The organism is Lactonifactor longoviformis (assembly GCF_042848515.1).
Taxonomy (GTDB): Bacteria; Bacillota; Clostridia; order Lachnospirales; family Lachnospiraceae; genus Lactonifactor; species Lactonifactor longoviformis.
Genome location: NZ_AP031453.1, coordinates 1,291,077 through 1,306,212 on the forward strand (window position 1 = coordinate 1,291,077; position 15,136 = coordinate 1,306,212).

12 protein-coding genes, 1 tRNA gene and 1 riboswitch are annotated in these 15,136 nt (G+C 47.4%); of the genes, 11 read left to right on the plus strand and 2 right to left on the minus strand.

Annotation, left to right across the window (positions count from 1 at the left end; all coding sequences use genetic code 11):
- The first annotated feature begins 109 nt into the window (after nucleotides 1-109).
- Both pepF and ACGHCT_RS06005 read left to right on the plus strand, forming a co-directional pair.
- Complete coding sequence (gene pepF, locus ACGHCT_RS06000) at nucleotides 110-1,912, plus strand: oligoendopeptidase F (protein WP_072849098.1); 1,803 nt, start codon at nucleotides 110-112, stop codon at nucleotides 1,910-1,912.
- Nucleotides 1,913-2,032: 120 nt separating this feature from the next.
- Nucleotides 2,033-2,797, plus strand: coding sequence for a nitroreductase family protein (locus ACGHCT_RS06005; RefSeq protein ID WP_072849096.1), 765 nt, complete (start codon nucleotides 2,033-2,035; stop codon nucleotides 2,795-2,797).
- A 41-nt stretch (nucleotides 2,798-2,838) separates the two neighbouring features.
- Here ACGHCT_RS06005 and ACGHCT_RS06010 read toward each other — a convergent pair whose 3' ends face one another.
- Nucleotides 2,839-4,155 (minus strand): amidohydrolase, encoded by a 1,317-nt coding sequence (locus ACGHCT_RS06010; protein WP_390438874.1) that lies wholly within the window; start codon nucleotides 4,153-4,155, stop codon nucleotides 2,839-2,841.
- A 152-nt stretch (nucleotides 4,156-4,307) separates the two neighbouring features.
- On the opposite strand from ACGHCT_RS06010, the gene ACGHCT_RS06015 reads away from it, so the two are divergent.
- From ACGHCT_RS06015 to ade, 5 genes are all read left to right on the plus strand, one after another.
- Nucleotides 4,308-4,380 (plus strand) — tRNA-Gly (locus ACGHCT_RS06015).
- Nucleotides 4,381-4,575: 195 nt separating this feature from the next.
- A complete protein-coding gene (locus tag ACGHCT_RS06020) occupies nucleotides 4,576-4,926 on the plus strand; it encodes a cupin domain-containing protein (protein WP_072849092.1) in 351 nt (116 codons plus the stop codon).
- Between the two features lie 105 nt (nucleotides 4,927-5,031).
- The gene (locus ACGHCT_RS06025) at nucleotides 5,032-5,418 is read left to right on the plus strand and encodes a 4Fe-4S binding protein (protein WP_072849090.1); all 387 of its coding nucleotides are present in this window, start codon (nucleotides 5,032-5,034) and stop codon (nucleotides 5,416-5,418) included.
- A gap of 117 nt (nucleotides 5,419-5,535) precedes the next feature.
- Nucleotides 5,536-5,631: riboswitch (purine riboswitch) on the plus strand.
- A 34-nt stretch (nucleotides 5,632-5,665) separates the two neighbouring features.
- Nucleotides 5,666-6,940, plus strand: coding sequence for an amidohydrolase family protein (locus tag ACGHCT_RS06030; RefSeq protein ID WP_072849089.1), 1,275 nt, complete (start codon nucleotides 5,666-5,668; stop codon nucleotides 6,938-6,940).
- A gap of 58 nt (nucleotides 6,941-6,998) precedes the next feature.
- Complete coding sequence (gene ade, locus ACGHCT_RS06035; protein ID WP_390438877.1) at nucleotides 6,999-8,729, plus strand: adenine deaminase; 1,731 nt, start codon at nucleotides 6,999-7,001, stop codon at nucleotides 8,727-8,729.
- Nucleotides 8,730-8,808: 79 nt separating this feature from the next.
- Here ade and ACGHCT_RS06040 read toward each other — a convergent pair whose 3' ends face one another.
- Nucleotides 8,809-10,167: an NCS2 family permease gene (locus tag ACGHCT_RS06040; protein WP_072849085.1), complete on the minus strand. Its 1,359-nt coding sequence runs from the start codon at nucleotides 10,165-10,167 to the stop codon at nucleotides 8,809-8,811.
- A 153-nt stretch (nucleotides 10,168-10,320) separates the two neighbouring features.
- Here ACGHCT_RS06040 and ACGHCT_RS06045 point away from each other — a divergent pair, with 153 nt between their 5' ends.
- From ACGHCT_RS06045 to ACGHCT_RS06060, 4 genes are all read left to right on the plus strand, one after another.
- Nucleotides 10,321-11,289: an alpha/beta fold hydrolase gene (locus ACGHCT_RS06045; protein ID WP_390438879.1), complete on the plus strand. Its 969-nt coding sequence runs from the start codon at nucleotides 10,321-10,323 to the stop codon at nucleotides 11,287-11,289.
- Nucleotides 11,290-11,302: 13 nt separating this feature from the next.
- Nucleotides 11,303-13,039: an ABC transporter ATP-binding protein gene (locus ACGHCT_RS06050; protein ID WP_390438881.1), complete on the plus strand. Its 1,737-nt coding sequence runs from the start codon at nucleotides 11,303-11,305 to the stop codon at nucleotides 13,037-13,039.
- Nucleotides 13,036-14,775, plus strand: a complete 1,740-nt coding sequence (locus ACGHCT_RS06055; RefSeq protein WP_390438883.1) for an ABC transporter ATP-binding protein — start codon at nucleotides 13,036-13,038, stop codon at nucleotides 14,773-14,775. Before ACGHCT_RS06050 ends, ACGHCT_RS06055 begins: the two co-directional genes overlap by 4 nt.
- 86 nt (nucleotides 14,776-14,861) lie before the next feature.
- The gene (locus ACGHCT_RS06060) at nucleotides 14,862-15,134 is read left to right on the plus strand and encodes a hypothetical protein (protein ID WP_072849078.1); all 273 of its coding nucleotides are present in this window, start codon (nucleotides 14,862-14,864) and stop codon (nucleotides 15,132-15,134) included.
- Nucleotides 15,135-15,136 lie beyond the last annotated feature (2 nt).

Genomic DNA, 15,136 nt, shown 5'->3' on the forward strand with positions numbered 1-15,136 from the left:
ATTAATGATTTAATACAATCATAATCGATTTTTTCTTTCTTGTCAAGGATAATGACAAAGAAAATGGTTTATAGTATACTGAAAGAAGAAAATTAACGGAGGAATCATCATGGCAGAAAGCAAGAGTGTATGGAAGAGAGAGGAAGTAAAGGAAGAAGACCGTTGGGCCATAGAAGATTTATATCCAAGCAGGGAAGCTTGGGAAAAGGATGCAGAGATACTCAGACATAAGATAGAGAAGCTGGAGCAGTATCAGGGATCACTTGGAGAGAGCAGCGGCGTTCTTTCCGGTATGCTGGAAGAATACAGCAGTACGAGCCAGCTCTTTGAAAGGCTGTATGTATACGCCAATCAGAGGCTTCATGAGAATACTGCCGACAGTACCAGCCAGAAACTCACCGGAGAAGCCCAGGTTCTCATGACTCTGCTGAACAGTAAAACCGCATATATTGTACCGGAGATATTAAACATACCCCAGGAGAAGCTGAATATATTTATAGAGGAGGATGAGAGATTAAAACCGTTCACAATCTTTCTGAATCAAATCATCCGTCAAAAGGAGCATACCCTCACAAAAGAGATGGAAGAACTCATGGCTAAAATAGACGAGCTTGCGCAGGGTCCGGGAAATATTTTCAGTATGTTTAATAATGCGGACATTACCTTTCCCGCAATTACCGATGAGGAAGGCAATGAAGTTCCCCTGACCCACGGCCGCTATGCCGGATACCTGGAGAGCAGCAGCCGGCAGGTGCGCAGGGATGCCTTTATGAGCTTGTATCATACCTACAGGCAGTTTGAAAACACATTGGCTGCCGCGTTTGATTCCAATGTACGCCATGCAGTATTCGAGGCAAGAGAGCGAAAGTATGGATCATCTTTGGAAGCTGCTTTGGACGGCAGCAAAATTCCCACGGAGGTGTATGATAATCTTATTCAGACGGTGCACAGCCATATGGATTTGATGTACCGGTATCTGGAACTGAGGAAGAGGGCATTGGGAGTGGAAGAACTTCATATGTATGACGTATATGTACCGCTGGTAGATGATGTAGATATGAAGATACCCTTTGACAAGGCAAAGGAGATGGTTCTGGATGGCCTGGCTCCCCTGGGGGAGGAATATGCCGGCCGGCTGAGAGAGGGCTTTGAAAACCGTTGGATTGATGTATATGAGAATCAGGGAAAAAGAACAGGTGCGTATTCCTGGGGGGCTTATGGGGTGCATCCCTATGTGCTGCTGAATTATCAGGAGAATCTGAACCAGGTATTTACCCTTGCACATGAGATGGGGCATGCTCTGCATTCCAGCTATTCGGATGAGAAGCAGCCATACCTCTATGCCGGTTACAAAATATTTGTAGCGGAAGTGGCCTCTACCTGCAACGAAGCGCTGCTCATACACCATTTGCTGAAACATACAAGTGATAAAAGGGAAAAGGCATATCTGATTAATTATTTTCTGAATCAGTTTAAAGGGACCCTGTACCGCCAGACTATGTTTGCCGAGTTTGAAAAGAAGGCGCATAAAGAAGTAGAAAATGGGGGTACTCTCAATGCTGCATGGCTGAATGAAACCTACTATAATCTGAACAGAGAGTATTTTGGAGACGGGGTAGTGCTGGATGAGGAGATTGCTCTGGAGTGGGCCAGAATCCCCCATTTTTATACTCCCTTCTATGTTTATCAGTATGCCACCGGGTTTTCTGCAGCCATTGCTATCAGCAGCAAGATTCTGAAAAAGGAGCCGGGAATTGTTGAAAAATATAAAGAATTTCTCAGCGGGGGCAGTTCTATGGACTGTATAGACCTCCTGAAATTATGCGGGGTGGACATGACAAAGCCGGAGCCGGTGAAGGACGCACTGAAGGTATTCCAGGAATATTTGCAGGAATTGGAGCACCTGTTATAGATAAAAACCGAGTTTGAGCATATTGCATAGAAACATTAATAAAATAATAATAAATTTGGCATTGCATTTGGGAAAAAGTATGTTACAATATTGTTACAGAATGATTAAAAAGGTGAGAGTATGAACTTGTATGAGGCAATATTCGTCAGGAAATCCATCCGAAATTACGAGATGGAACCCATCAGTCCTCAGCTTTTAAAGGAAATATGCGACTATCATAAAGAAATTGAGGGGCTGAATGCAGGAATCCAGACAGAAATTACAGTAATAGATAATACCAAGAAGCATCAGATATCACTGAATCCTTTTGGGGTAAAAGCACCTTATTATATGGCAATTTATACGGAAGAAAAGGATAAAGCGCTGATGAATGCAGGCTATATTATGGAGCAAATGAGTCTCTTTATCTGCTCCAAGGGGCTAGGCAGCTGTTTTGTGGGCAGCGCGAAGCCCAAACCTGGTATGGGAAAACTGGGGGACAAGAAATTTGTCATTATGCTGGCGTTTGGAAAATGCAAAGGCAGTCCTTACCGGAAGGCAGCAGAGGCCAAGCGCATGGATCTGAAGGAGCTCAGCGTTTACAAAGAAGTGCCCCGTCAGTGGATGAACCAGCTTCTGGAAGGTGCACGTCTTGCTCCCTCGAGCATGAATAGCCAGCCCTGGCGGTTTGTGGTCTATGACAGCAGGATTCACATCTTTGCAAAAAAGCATAATATGAACCATCTGGGAAAATGGGAAGAATTTAATTTTGGCGTCATGTTTTCTCACCTGATGCTGGTTGCGGAAGAACTGTGGCTGGAGGTAGATCTTATCCGCCTGGAGGATATCAGCCATAAAAACTTTCCTAATAACCAGTATATGTTAAGTGCTATCTTAAAACCATAAAAGCCCTTGAGAACGAAAAGTTCTTGCGGGCTTTTTGCGTACTACAAAACTGCAGATCTGGCTTTTTTAAAATCCTCACGGGCACTGTGGAGAAGTTCCGGGGTTTCCAGAAGCTCTGCAGCGGCAGAGGATAAGATACGTGAGGCAGTCAGCATTCCTTTGTGTGCAATGGAAGCCTTGCCCTGGGCAGTTACGGTCCAGTGGTGCAGGGGAGACCCGTTGGCATAACAGTTAACCATAAAACTTCCGCTGGGTACCTCCCAGCTTACATTTCCTGCATCAGTAGAGATGCCGCTCTTACGGTCCAGCGTCAGATCCGGATAGGGATCTATGGAAAGCTCTGCATTGGGAAGGCTTCCTTCCAGCTGAAAAGCTCTGGCATAGCGGATTTCCTCTTCAGTATAGCGGATCGGCGTGCTGGCTTTCAGATGTTTTATCAAAAGCTGATCCAGTGTGGGGTTTGGGAGAAAGCTTCGGTATAAGGCGTTTTGCGTGATGGTTACCTGTGTGCCGGTCATCAGCGCAGCACCCTGTGCAATATTGTCCACTCGCTCTTTCAGATCCCTGGTGTCTCTGTCTTTTGGGGCGCGGATCGCATAAAAAACCTGTGCTTCGGCAGGGATAATATTGGGTGCGGTTCCTCCGGCGTTCAGATAGGCGTAGTGAACTCTTGCATCTGGCAGCATATGCTCCCTGAGGTAATTTACGCCGATGTTCATAAGCTCACAGGCATCCAGCGCACTCCGCCCAAGATGGGGGGCCAGTGACGCGTGGGCACTTTTGCCGTGAAAGGTGTAGGTCACCCGCACATTGGCAAGAGAATTGTTAAAAAGTCCGCTTTTATAATGGGGATGCCAGGACAGCATAATGTCTGTTTCATCAAAAAAATGCTCTTCAATCATGAGGGCTTTGCCTGCTCCGTTTTCTTCCCCGGGACAGCCGTAATAAATCACAGAACCACATATTCCGGTATCCTCAATATAATGCTTGACAGCCAAAGCAGCAGCCATACCCGCTGTCCCCAGAAGATTATGCCCGCATCCGTGGCCGCTGCCCTGAAAAACCAGGGGATGCTGAGAGGGACAGTCTGCCTTCTGGCTGAGCCCGGGAAGCGCGTCATATTCACCCAGAATTCCGATAACAGGCCCCAAAGTGCCGTACCTTGCGCGAAAGGCTGTGGGAAGAGAACTGCTGGGGAAGCATACTTCAAATCCAAGACGTTTCATAACGTCAGCCTGAAGTTTACTGGACTTATGTTCTTCGAATCTGGTTTCTGCGTACTCCCATATGGTATTGCTTGTCTGTATAAAAAGATCTCTGGACTGCTCCAGATAGAATGCTATTTTTGATGAATCCATGATAGTACCTCCAAGATTATCTGTTTCTCCTATTATAATAAACAAGTAGAATATTTACTATAGGGACAAGAAAAAAGGACAGGAAAAAATCGAAAAAAGTCATTGACAATTCATTCAAGTTATAGTATATTAACTATTGTCGTTGATGACATGCGCGAGTGGCTCAGTTGGTGGAGCGCGACCTTGCCAAGGTCGAGGCCGCGGGTTCGAGTCCCGTCTCGCGCTTTTTTTATTTCCGGAATTTTGCAGAGTGCAAAGTTCCTTTTTTATTACATAGGAAACTTATGCTTGTCTCTGTGGAAGATGCGGAAAGCATTCCAGAGGTCAGTCTGTTACCCGCACAGAGTCTGTGCTTGCGTATTTCTGTTTTTTTACGTATACTGGAAATATGGAAAATGAAGATTACAGGAGGTACCAAAGATGGTAAGAAAAGCGACAATCGCCACAAAATCGAACGTAAGAGGAGGGGAAGGAAGCGTTACCTTTCATCACATCGTATCAGAGGAGGAACTGCTGGGACATGGGAAGATGCTGGCAAAAGTAGTGATTCATCCCCACAGTTCTATCGGGATGCATCAGCATATAGGAGAAACCGAACCCTATTACATACTTAGCGGTAAAGGTGTTTTTACAGACAATGACGGCAGCAGAACAGAGGTGGTTCCGGGGGATGTTTGTGTGATCGAAGTGGGACAGAGCCACAGCCTGGAAAACCCAAATGACGAGCCTTTAGAAATCATGGCTATGGTCTATTACGACAAGACAAAATAGGACATAAAACCCCCAAATTCTACTTGAGAAATTCCATCATTAATGATACACTACAGGTATGATTAAAGTTTAACAATAATTTATGTGAAGGTGGAGGAATTTCTAATGAAAAAACTAACGGTGAAAAAAGGGTCAACCTGTATGGCATGTCTGGAGTGTGTGAGAGCCTGCTCGAATGCTTTCTACAAAGAGTTTGATCCTGGCAAATCCTGCATCGAAATCGTAGAGAAAAAAGGTGCACCGAAGCCTATGGTATGTCCACAGTGCGGAAAATGCGCAGAAGTCTGCGAAGCAGGAGCTATCACACAGAATGCGAAAGGGGTATATACAGTAAATAAAAAACTCTGTACAGGCTGCGGCAAATGCGCAGAGGTCTGTCCATTCGGCGTGATGGTAAAAGCAGAAGATTCACCTGCTGCATCCAAATGCATTGCCTGCGGTATCTGTGCAAAGGCCTGTCCTATGGATGTTCTGGAAGTAGTAGAGAAATAAATGAGGCATATTTGAGGAGCTTCTTTCCTTATGGAAAGAGGCTCTTTTTCAGGAAAAGGCGGCGATTCCACAGTTGACAGTGCCTCCGGTGTCCATTATAATAAAGTTGTATAATAGGAAAACGGATAAATGTATACTTATATAAGTTCGTAATTGGACGGACGTTTCTACCAACTACCGTAATAGTTGACTATAAGTTCCCGTGTCAGAGCGGGAACTTTTGTGCGTTTTGGAAGGAGGAAGAAACATGCAAGAGTTATTGATTTTGCGGGGCAACATTTGTTACAGCACCGGAAAAAAGCAGCTGGAGTCTGCAGACAGGGGGTATCTGGTCAGCAGACAGGGAATCGTAGAGGGGGTATATTCCAGTCTCCCCGCCCAATACGAGGATGCAGAGATTACGGACTGGGGAAACTGCCTGATTATTCCGGGCCTTACGGACCTTCATGTCCATGCGCCCCAGTATGCCTTCCGAGGGCTGGGTATGGATCTGGAGCTTCTGGATTGGCTGAATACACACACCTTTCCGGAGGAGGCGAAATATCGGGATCTGGAATATGCAGGGAAGGCTTATGAAATGTTTGTCCGGGATCTGAAGAATGGGGCCACCACCAGGGCGGTGGTATTTGGAACCATACATGAAGAGGCGACGGAACTGCTTATGGATCTTTTGGAGGAGTCCGGGCTTATCACGATGGTGGGAAAGGTAAATATGGACCGGAATTCACCGGATGAACTCCGGGAGAAAAGCGCCGGGGAATCCCTGCAGAGCACGAGGCGGTGGCTTGGGAAGATCAGGGATAAATATGAGAGAACACGTCCCATACTTACCCCCCGGTTCATTCCCAGCTGTACGGATGAGCTGATGAGCGGACTGAAGGAGATTCAAAGGGAATACAGCCTTCCCGTACAGTCTCATTTATCGGAGAATCAAGGAGAGGTAGAATGGGTGAGAGAGCTCTGCCCGTGGTCTGATTTCTACGGGGATGCCTACGATCACTTTGGGCTGTTCGGAGGGGAATATCCTGCGGTAATGGCTCACTGTGTACATTCCAAAGAGGAAGAGATACGGCGGATGAAACAGCGGGGTGTCTACATTGCTCACTGCCCGCAGTCTAATACAAACCTGTCTTCTGGTGTGGCACCGGTAAGGACCTATCTGGAACAGGATATGAATATTGGGCTGGGGAGTGATGTGGCCGGTGGATTTGCCACATCTATTCTCAGGGCAATGGCAGATGCCATACAGGCCTCAAAGCTCCGATGGAGGCTTTCTGACAGTTCCTTAAAACCGCTTTCTTTTGAGGAAGCATTTTACCTGGGGACGAAGGGGGGAGGATCCTTCTTCGGAAAAGTGGGAAGCTTTGAACCCGGCTATGAGATGGACGCAGTGGTTTTGGATGATTCTCAGTGTCCCTATCCCCAGGAGCTGACGGTAAAAGAGAGAGTGGAACGCCTGATATACCTGGCAGATGACAGCCAGATAGCAGGTAAATATGTGGCAGGGAAAAAGATAAAATAATGACAGTCTCCTTTGGCTGTGTGCAAAGGGGATGCAGGAATCGATGGAGGGAGCACATATGCTGGAGAGGCAGATTAGAGTTGCAAGAGGATTGGAAGACGCCGATTTGGTGCTGAAACATGGAAAGATTGTAAATGTGTTTACAGAGGATATTCAGGAGGGGGATGTAGCTGTCTGTGAAGGAATGATCGTTGGAATCGGCTCATACAGAGGCCGCAAGGAGGTAGACTGTACCGGCAAATATATTGCCCCCGGCTTTATGGACGGACACATCCATCTGGAAAGCTCTATGATGCAGCCGGCAGAATTCGCCAGAACTGTACTTCCCCACGGCACAACAGCAGTTTTTACAGACCCCCATGAGATTGCCAATGTGTGCGGCACACAGGGGATAGATTATATGATGAGAGCCACAGAAGGGCTTCCCCTGGAGGTTTATTTTGTCCTTCCCTCCTGTGTACCGGCCGCTTTGCTGGATGAAAGCGGTGCCTGCCTTGAGGCGGAGGAGCTGAAACCCTACTACCAGTCTAAAAGGGTAGTGGGGCTGGCAGAAGTCATGAACTATGTCGGAACCGTCGCGGGGGATATGAATGTGTTGAAAAAGATTCAGGAGGCTGTTTCCCAGGGAAAGGTAGTTGACGGGCATGCGCCTGGTTTGGGAGGCAAAGAACTCTGCGCATATCTCACTGCAGGAGTGATGTCTGACCACGAATGTGCAACCGCAGAGGAGGGGCTGGAGCGAATCCGGCAGGGACAGTGGATGATGATTCGGGAAGGGACGGCCGCAAAGAATCTGGAGGCTCTTATGCCTCTCTTTGAACGCCCTTACTGTGAGCATGCGATGTTGGTTACAGACGACAAGCATCCGGGAGATCTGGAAAAACTGGGGCATATTGACTATATCATACGCAAAGCGGTCTCTCTCGGGGCAGATCCCTGCATAGCGGTAAAGATGGCAACTTATAATACGGCCCGTTATTTCGGTCTGAAGCATCTGGGGGCGGTAGCGCCATCTTATCAGGCGGATCTGGTGGTACTCAGCGATTTGGAACAGATTCAGGTGGAACAGGTGTATAAAAAGGGGCTTCTGACCGCAGACAGGCATAACGGCTGCGCTGTTCAGGAACCTGTGGTGAACAGCAAGCTGAAGGAAAGTGTTACCCATACCTTCCGTATGAAGCGCTTTACCGTGGAAGACTTTTATCTGCCAGTATCCCGGGACAGGCAGCCGGAGAAGATGCGCGTGATAGAACTGCACCCCGGACAGATTCTCACAGGTGAATATATCACAGAGTATTCTTCTGCCAGCAACGGCATTGATGTGCAGCAGGATATCATCAAGCTGGCTGTTATGGAACGGCATCTCTGTACCGGGCATATAGGTCTGGGCTATGTAAAGAATTACGGGCTGAAAAAGGGGGCTATCGCATCCTCTGTGGCACACGACTCCCATAACCTGATTGTGGCAGGCGCCAGTGAGCAGGATATGTACACCGCGGCAGAGGCGGTAAGAAAGATGCAGGGAGGATGGGCAATTGCGCTGGACGGAGAGGTTCTGGAAGTGCTTCCCCTGCCGATTGCCGGTATTATGAGTGACCGGCCGCTCAGGGAGGTAGAGGGGCAGATACTGAAAATGAAAAAGATAGCCAGAGAGCTGGGAGTACCGGAGGGAATTGATCCATTTATGACACTGGCCTTTATCAGTCTGCCGGTTATCCCCCGGCTGAAGCTGACTACCTTCGGCCTTGTGGATACAGATACCCAGGAAATTGTGGACGCAGTCTTTTAAAAAGGACCCGGAGAAGAGCTCCGGGTCCTTTCTATGTGTTTTATTTCGTCACTAGGTTGTTTTTGTATTGGAAACAGAACTATAAAGTGCTGACAATTCTCAGCAGGAAGAGAATGCCGATTACATACATAATGGGATGGATATCTTTTGCTTTTTTTGTAAAAAGCTTCACTACGATCCAGGTCAGAATACCGAACATAATACCATTGGCAATGGAATAAGTCAAAGGCATCATCAGAAATGCCAGGTAACCGCCCAGCGCGTCTGCCATATCTACAGAGAAGTCCATCTTAAGTACAGCGGAAGCCATATTCAGTCCTACGATAATAAGGGCCGGTGCTGTGGCAAAGGACGGGATGGCCAGAAAGATAGGTGACAGGAAAAGTGCTACCAGGAAAAGAATTCCGGTTGTGAGTGCCGTAAGGCCTGTCTTGCCTCCCTCTGCAACACCCGCGCTGGATTCTACAAAGCTTGTGATGGTAGAGGTACCCAGAACTGCGCCTGCGGTGGTACCGATAGCATCTGCCATAAGCACACGGCCCACACGGGGCAACTTGCCGTCTTTGTCCAGCAGATTGCCCTGATCGGCAATCCCGATAACGGTGCCTACTGTGTCAAATAAATCTACAAATAAGAAAGAAAAAACAATGACAATAAATTCAAATATATGTCCGCCTACCCAGCTGAAATCAAATTGGAAAAATGTAGGGGCGATGGACGGGGGAATAAAACTGGAGGCAGACAGGGAAGGAATCAGGGAGTAAACTCCGTTTTCCGGATCCACTGCATACCAGCCGATTCCCTGGGCGATCATACCCAGAACCCAGGTTCCAAGGATTCCCCAGAGGATAGAACCCTTTACCTTGTAATGGTTCATTACTGCAATGGCAATCACGCCGATAACACATAAGGTAACACCGGGAGATGCAAAGCTTCCGAGACCTACCAGTGTGGAATCATTGCTGACAGTCACCCCGGCACCCTGAAGGCCGATGAAGGCAATGAAGAGTCCGATGCCTGCTGTGATCCCAAGCTTCAGGTTTTTGGGAATAGAATTAACAATGGTTTCTCTGAATTTGAAGAAGGATAACAGGATAAAGACAATACCTTCCACAAAGACAGCGGCCAGAGCAATTTTCCAGGGATCCTGAATGTCCTTTAAGTCAACAAGACAAACGCTGAAGGCAAAGTAGGCATTCAGTCCCATGCCTGCGGATAAAGCGATGGGATAGTTTGCCCAGAAAGCCATGATGAAGGTGGCCAGGGCGGAGGCCAGAGCGGTTGCCGTAAATACTGCGCCGCTGTCCATCCCTGAAGCGCTGAGCAGATCAGGATTGACAGCCAGGATGTAAGCCATAGTCAGGAAAGTTGTGATTCCGGCCATGACTTCGGTTCTGACATCCGTATTGTGTTCTTTGAGTTTAAATAATTTCTCCATACAATATCTCCTTTTCCCCTTGAATTTAGTGACAATAAAACACATTTGTACTATACTGTAATCATACCGTCGTGTCAATTGTTTGTCAATCGTTTCGGAAATATTGGGCAAAATGTATAATCAATAAATAAAAAAGGAGAGGAAGTGGTAATAATGATAGAAAATAAACTTATGATACCATCGAATTATGACCAATTGGATCTGGATGTGCGGTCAGTAGAACCGAAGGGGGAGATACGCGGCATTGTTCAGATCTCCCATGGTATGTCTGAATATAAAGAGCGGTATCTTCCTCTGATGAAATATCTGGCTTCCCATGGCTACGCCTGTATCATTCACGATCACAGAGGGCATGGCAAAAGTATCCGCAGCCAGGAGGACCTGGGGTATTTCTACGGAGGGGGAGCCGATGCTCTGGTAGAGGATCTCTTTCAGGTGACTTGTCTGGCGAAGGAGCAGTGGCCCGGTGTGCCGGTGATTCTTCTGGGGCACAGTATGGGCTCCCTGATAGCCAGAAACTATATAAAGATATATGATGATCAGATACAGACCCTGATTTTAACGGGATCACCCAGCAAGAATCCGGCAGTGAAGCTGGGGATTCTCATCGCTTGGACAGAGGGAAAGCTTTTTGGGAGCAGGCACAGAAGCAAATTGCTGGAAGCCCTTTCCTTTGGAAGCTATATGGCCAGATTTCCCGGTGAAAAAAGCCGCTTTGGGTGGACGTGCTCAGTTCCTGAGGTTGTAGAAGAATATGACAGGTCCAGGCTCTGCGGATTCACGTTTTCCTGCGATGCATATCTGGGACTGCTGAATCTGATGGAGGAGACATACAATCAGAAGAACTGGAAATGCTATAATCCGCAGCTTCCCATACTTTTTCTGGGAGGGACGGAGGATCCCTGTATCGGAAGCGGCAGGAAATTTTATCATGCCATTCGCTGCCTCTACAGAGCAGGCTACCATAACATCACTCAAAAGCGCTATCCGGGTATGCGGCACGAAATATTAAACGAGAAAGGGAAAGAAAAAGTCTATCAAAATATCCTGACATTCATAGAAAAGAACCGGGAAGTATGCTATACTTTTAACCGCGCGCAAAAGGGAAAAAACGATGTATAAAGGAAACTAATCAATGAGAGAACTGATTCGATATCTAAAAGATTATAAAAAAGAGAGTATTATGGGCCCCCTGTTTAAAATGCTGGAGGCCTGCTTTGAGCTGATTGTGCCCCTTGTTATGGCAGCTATCATTGATACAGGCATTAGAAACCATGACAGGCCCTATATCTGGCGTATGGGGCTTCTTCTGGTTTCCTTCGGGGTGCTGGGACTGATCTGTTCACTGACCGCCCAGTATTTTGCGGCAAAAGCGGCTATGGGTTTTGGTACAGCGCTGAGAAGAGACCTATTCGCACATATAAACAATATGTCATATACGGAGCTGGATATCCTGGGAACCCCGACCCTGGTAACCCGGATGACCAGTGACATTAACCAGGCCCAGGCAGGGGTGAATCTGGTTCTGCGGCTGTTTCTGAGATCTCCCTTTATTGTTGTGGGGGCAGTACTTATGGCTTTCACTATAAGTGTTAAGATGACGGTGATATTTCTGATTGCCGTGCCCGTAATCTCTTTGATTATTTATTTTATAGTAAAAAGTACGATCCCCATCTACAAAAGTGCTCAGGCGGCACTGGACAGAGTTTCCCTGCTTACCAGAGAAAACCACATAGGAGCCAGAGTGGTTCGCGCATTTTCAAAACAGCAGGAAGAAATCAGCCGTTTTGAGGAAACCACAGGAGCGCTTACCAGGATACAGCTGCATGCGGGTAGGATCTCCGCCCTGCTCAACCCGGCCACCTATGTAGTAGTGAATTTGGCGATAATGGCAATTCTGTGGTCCGGAGGTTATGTGGTAGACAGCGGGGAGATTACCCAGGGGGAGTTGATTGCCCTAATAAACTACATGTCTCAGATTCTTCTGGCGCTGATTGCTCTGGCAAATCTGATCATCACATTTACAAAGGCAACGGCGTCAGCCATTCGGATCAATGAAGTCTTTCATACGCAGCCGTCTATGTGCGGGGGAGAAAAGACTGGAAGTGAGGGCGATGGGGAGGTGCCGGCTGTGGAATTCAGAGGGGTATCCTTTTCTTATGCAAATGCAAAGGAAAATGCGCTGGAGGAGATATCTTTTTCGACCGCTCAGGGTGAGACCATAGGAATTATCGGGGGAACCGGATCCGGCAAATCAACGTTGGTTCATCTGATTCCCAGATTATATGATACCTCCGAAGGAGAGGTGCTCTTTAGAGGCCGGTCCATACAGGAGTATCAATTGGAGTATATCCGCAGTCGGATTGGCTTAGTGCCTCAGAAGGCGGTTCTTTTTCAGGGGACACTGCGGGACAATATGAAATGGGGAAAAGAAGATGCCTCGGACAGTGAGATCCGTGAGGCTCTGGACATTGCCCAGGCCAGAGACTTTGTGGAAGCGAAAGAAGAGGGGCTGGATCTTAAAATTCAACAGGGGGGCAGTAACCTTTCGGGCGGCCAGCGTCAGCGCCTGACTATAGCCAGAGCCCTTGTGGGAAAGCCGGATATTCTGATTCTGGATGACAGTGCCTCAGCTCTTGACTTTGCCACGGATGCAGCGCTGAGAAAAGCCATAAAAGAAAAGACAAGGGGAATGACCGTTTTTATCGTATCGCAAAGGGCTTCGTCGATCAAATATGCAGATAAGATACTGGTATTGGATGACGGCAGGATGGCAGGTATGGGAACCCACCGGGAGCTTATGGAGAACTGCCGGGTATACGAAGAGATCTGTACCTCCCAGTTATCCGGAGAGGAGGTGCAGAGGGGATGAAACAGAAAGATACATTGAAAAGAGTATTGGATTTTATACGGCCTTACAGCGGATACGTAGCTGTGATTCTTGTATTTGCCCTTATAAGTGTGACATTCACCCTGTATGCGCCTATCTTAATCGGAGAAGGGGTAGACCTTATTCTGGGAAAAGGTCAGGTTCTCTTTGACGGGGTGTTGAAAATTATTGTAAAACTGGGGTTTGTAGTGGCTGCTACGGCCGTGGCTCAGTGGCTTATGAATCTGGCCACCAACCATGTTACCTTTTGTGTGGTGCGGGATATCCGCAGAAAGGCATTTGCACATCTGGAAGAGGTTCCGGTTAAATATATTGACAGCAATCAGCCAGGGGAGATGATGAGCCGGATTGTGACAGATGTGGATCAGTTTTCAGACGGGCTTCTTATGGGATTTACCCAGCTGTTTACCGGGGTAGTCACAATTGTGGGCACACTGGGATTTATGCTCTCCATTCATGTTAAGATTACACTTATTGTAGTCCTGATCACTCCTGTGTCTCTCTTTGTTGCCAGCTTTATAGCCAAGCGCACCTTTTCCATGTTTAAGCTTCAGTCAGAAACCAGAGGGGATATGACATCTCTGGTGGAGGAAATGGTGGGAAATCAAAAGCTGGTACAGGCCTTTTGCTATGAGAAAAAGGCAGAAGAAAGGTTTCAGGAGGTTAATGAGAAGCTGCGGGTATGCGGGATCCGTGCGCTGTTCTTCTCATCTATAACAAATCCAGCCACCCGGTTTGTAAATGGTCTGGTATATACAGGGGTTGGCATCTTCGGAGCCTTCACCGTATTAAACGGCGGAATTACCGTGGGACAGCTTTCCTGTTTCTTGAATTATGCCAACCAGTATACGAAGCCATTTAATGAAATATCAGGGGTAGTGACGGAGCTGCAGAACGCACTTGCCTGTGCACGGCGTATTTTTGATTTTATGGATACCCCTTCTGTGGATCCGGATCCTGAGGACGCGACGGAGCTTAAGGAGTGCGACGGGAGCCTTGAACTTTCCCATGTGTATTTTTCCTATCTTCCCGGCACCTCCCTTCTGGAGAATATCAATCTGAACGTGAAACCCGGGCAGAGAATTGCCATTGTGGGTCCCACAGGCTGTGGAAAAACTACGCTTATCAATCTGCTGATGCGGTTTTACGATATTGACCGCGGGAACATTAAGGTGAGCGGATATGAGGCGGGACATGTAAAACGTGACAGTCTGAGGCAGCAGTTCGGTATGGTGCTTCAGGACACCTGGCTACGGTCAGGCACCATAGCAGAGAATATAGCATACGGAAGACCGGACGCATCCCGGGAGGAGATACTGGAGGCAGCAAAAGCAGCCCATGCTCACAGCTTTATCAAACGTATGAAAAACGGATATGATACTGTCATTACAGAAGACGGGGGCAACCTCTCCCAGGGACAAAAACAGCTTTTGTGTATTGCAAGAGTAATGCTGTTAAAGCCCCCTATGCTGATCCTGGATGAGGCTACCTCATCTATCGATACCCGTACGGAGATAAAGATCCAGCAGGCATTTGAAAAGCTTATGGAGGGCAGAACCAGCTTTATTGTGGCCCACCGCCTTTCTACCATTAAAAGTGCGGATGTTATCCTGGTTATGAAGGATGGCAATATTATAGAACAGGGGAATCATGAGGAACTTCTGAAAGAAAATGGATTCTATGCCAAACTGTATGAGAGCCAGTTTGCCGTCTCTTAGCGGGAGGATGATAAAACAGCAGTTGCCTTTTTCGACAAGATTTGCTATTCTAGAGGATAGAAAACCACAGGAAACGAGGAAAAATTATGGATTCAAACAGAATGAAAAGCACCTATATGCTGCGTATTCTGGCGGGGGCATATCTGATTTATATTGCGTATTCTCTTGTGGGGGGTTACGTAAAAGGGGAGACCCCCTCCTTTTGGATAGCGCTGGCAGGGGCAGCCTTTGGAATCATAGGCGCAGGACTGCTGTATTTCTCAATCAAGGGGTGGATTCGCTGCACTAAAGCAGCCAATGATCCGGAGCCTGAACCAGAGGATGAGAAAGAAGAAGAGGATGAAAAAAGAGCGGAGTAAGC

What these genes read in the sequence shown, in the direction of transcription:
- pepF (WP_072849098.1), top strand. Translation starts at nt 110, where the DNA reads ATGGCAGAAAGCAAGAGTGTATGGAAGAGAGAGGAAGTAAAGGAAGAA.
- ACGHCT_RS06005 (WP_072849096.1), top strand. Translation starts at nt 2,033, where the DNA reads ATGAACTTGTATGAGGCAATATTCGTCAGGAAATCCATCCGAAATTAC.
- ACGHCT_RS06010 (WP_390438874.1), bottom strand. Translation starts at nt 4,155, where the DNA reads ATGGATTCATCAAAAATAGCATTCTATCTGGAGCAGTCCAGAGATCTT.
- ACGHCT_RS06020 (WP_072849092.1), top strand. Translation starts at nt 4,576, where the DNA reads ATGGTAAGAAAAGCGACAATCGCCACAAAATCGAACGTAAGAGGAGGG.
- ACGHCT_RS06025 (WP_072849090.1), top strand. Translation starts at nt 5,032, where the DNA reads ATGAAAAAACTAACGGTGAAAAAAGGGTCAACCTGTATGGCATGTCTG.
- ACGHCT_RS06030 (WP_072849089.1), top strand. Translation starts at nt 5,666, where the DNA reads ATGCAAGAGTTATTGATTTTGCGGGGCAACATTTGTTACAGCACCGGA.
- ade (WP_390438877.1), top strand. Translation starts at nt 6,999, where the DNA reads ATGCTGGAGAGGCAGATTAGAGTTGCAAGAGGATTGGAAGACGCCGAT.
- ACGHCT_RS06040 (WP_072849085.1), bottom strand. Translation starts at nt 10,167, where the DNA reads ATGGAGAAATTATTTAAACTCAAAGAACACAATACGGATGTCAGAACC.
- ACGHCT_RS06045 (WP_390438879.1), top strand. Translation starts at nt 10,321, where the DNA reads ATGATAGAAAATAAACTTATGATACCATCGAATTATGACCAATTGGAT.
- ACGHCT_RS06050 (WP_390438881.1), top strand. Translation starts at nt 11,303, where the DNA reads ATGAGAGAACTGATTCGATATCTAAAAGATTATAAAAAAGAGAGTATT.
- ACGHCT_RS06055 (WP_390438883.1), top strand. Translation starts at nt 13,036, where the DNA reads ATGAAACAGAAAGATACATTGAAAAGAGTATTGGATTTTATACGGCCT.
- ACGHCT_RS06060 (WP_072849078.1), top strand. Translation starts at nt 14,862, where the DNA reads ATGGATTCAAACAGAATGAAAAGCACCTATATGCTGCGTATTCTGGCG.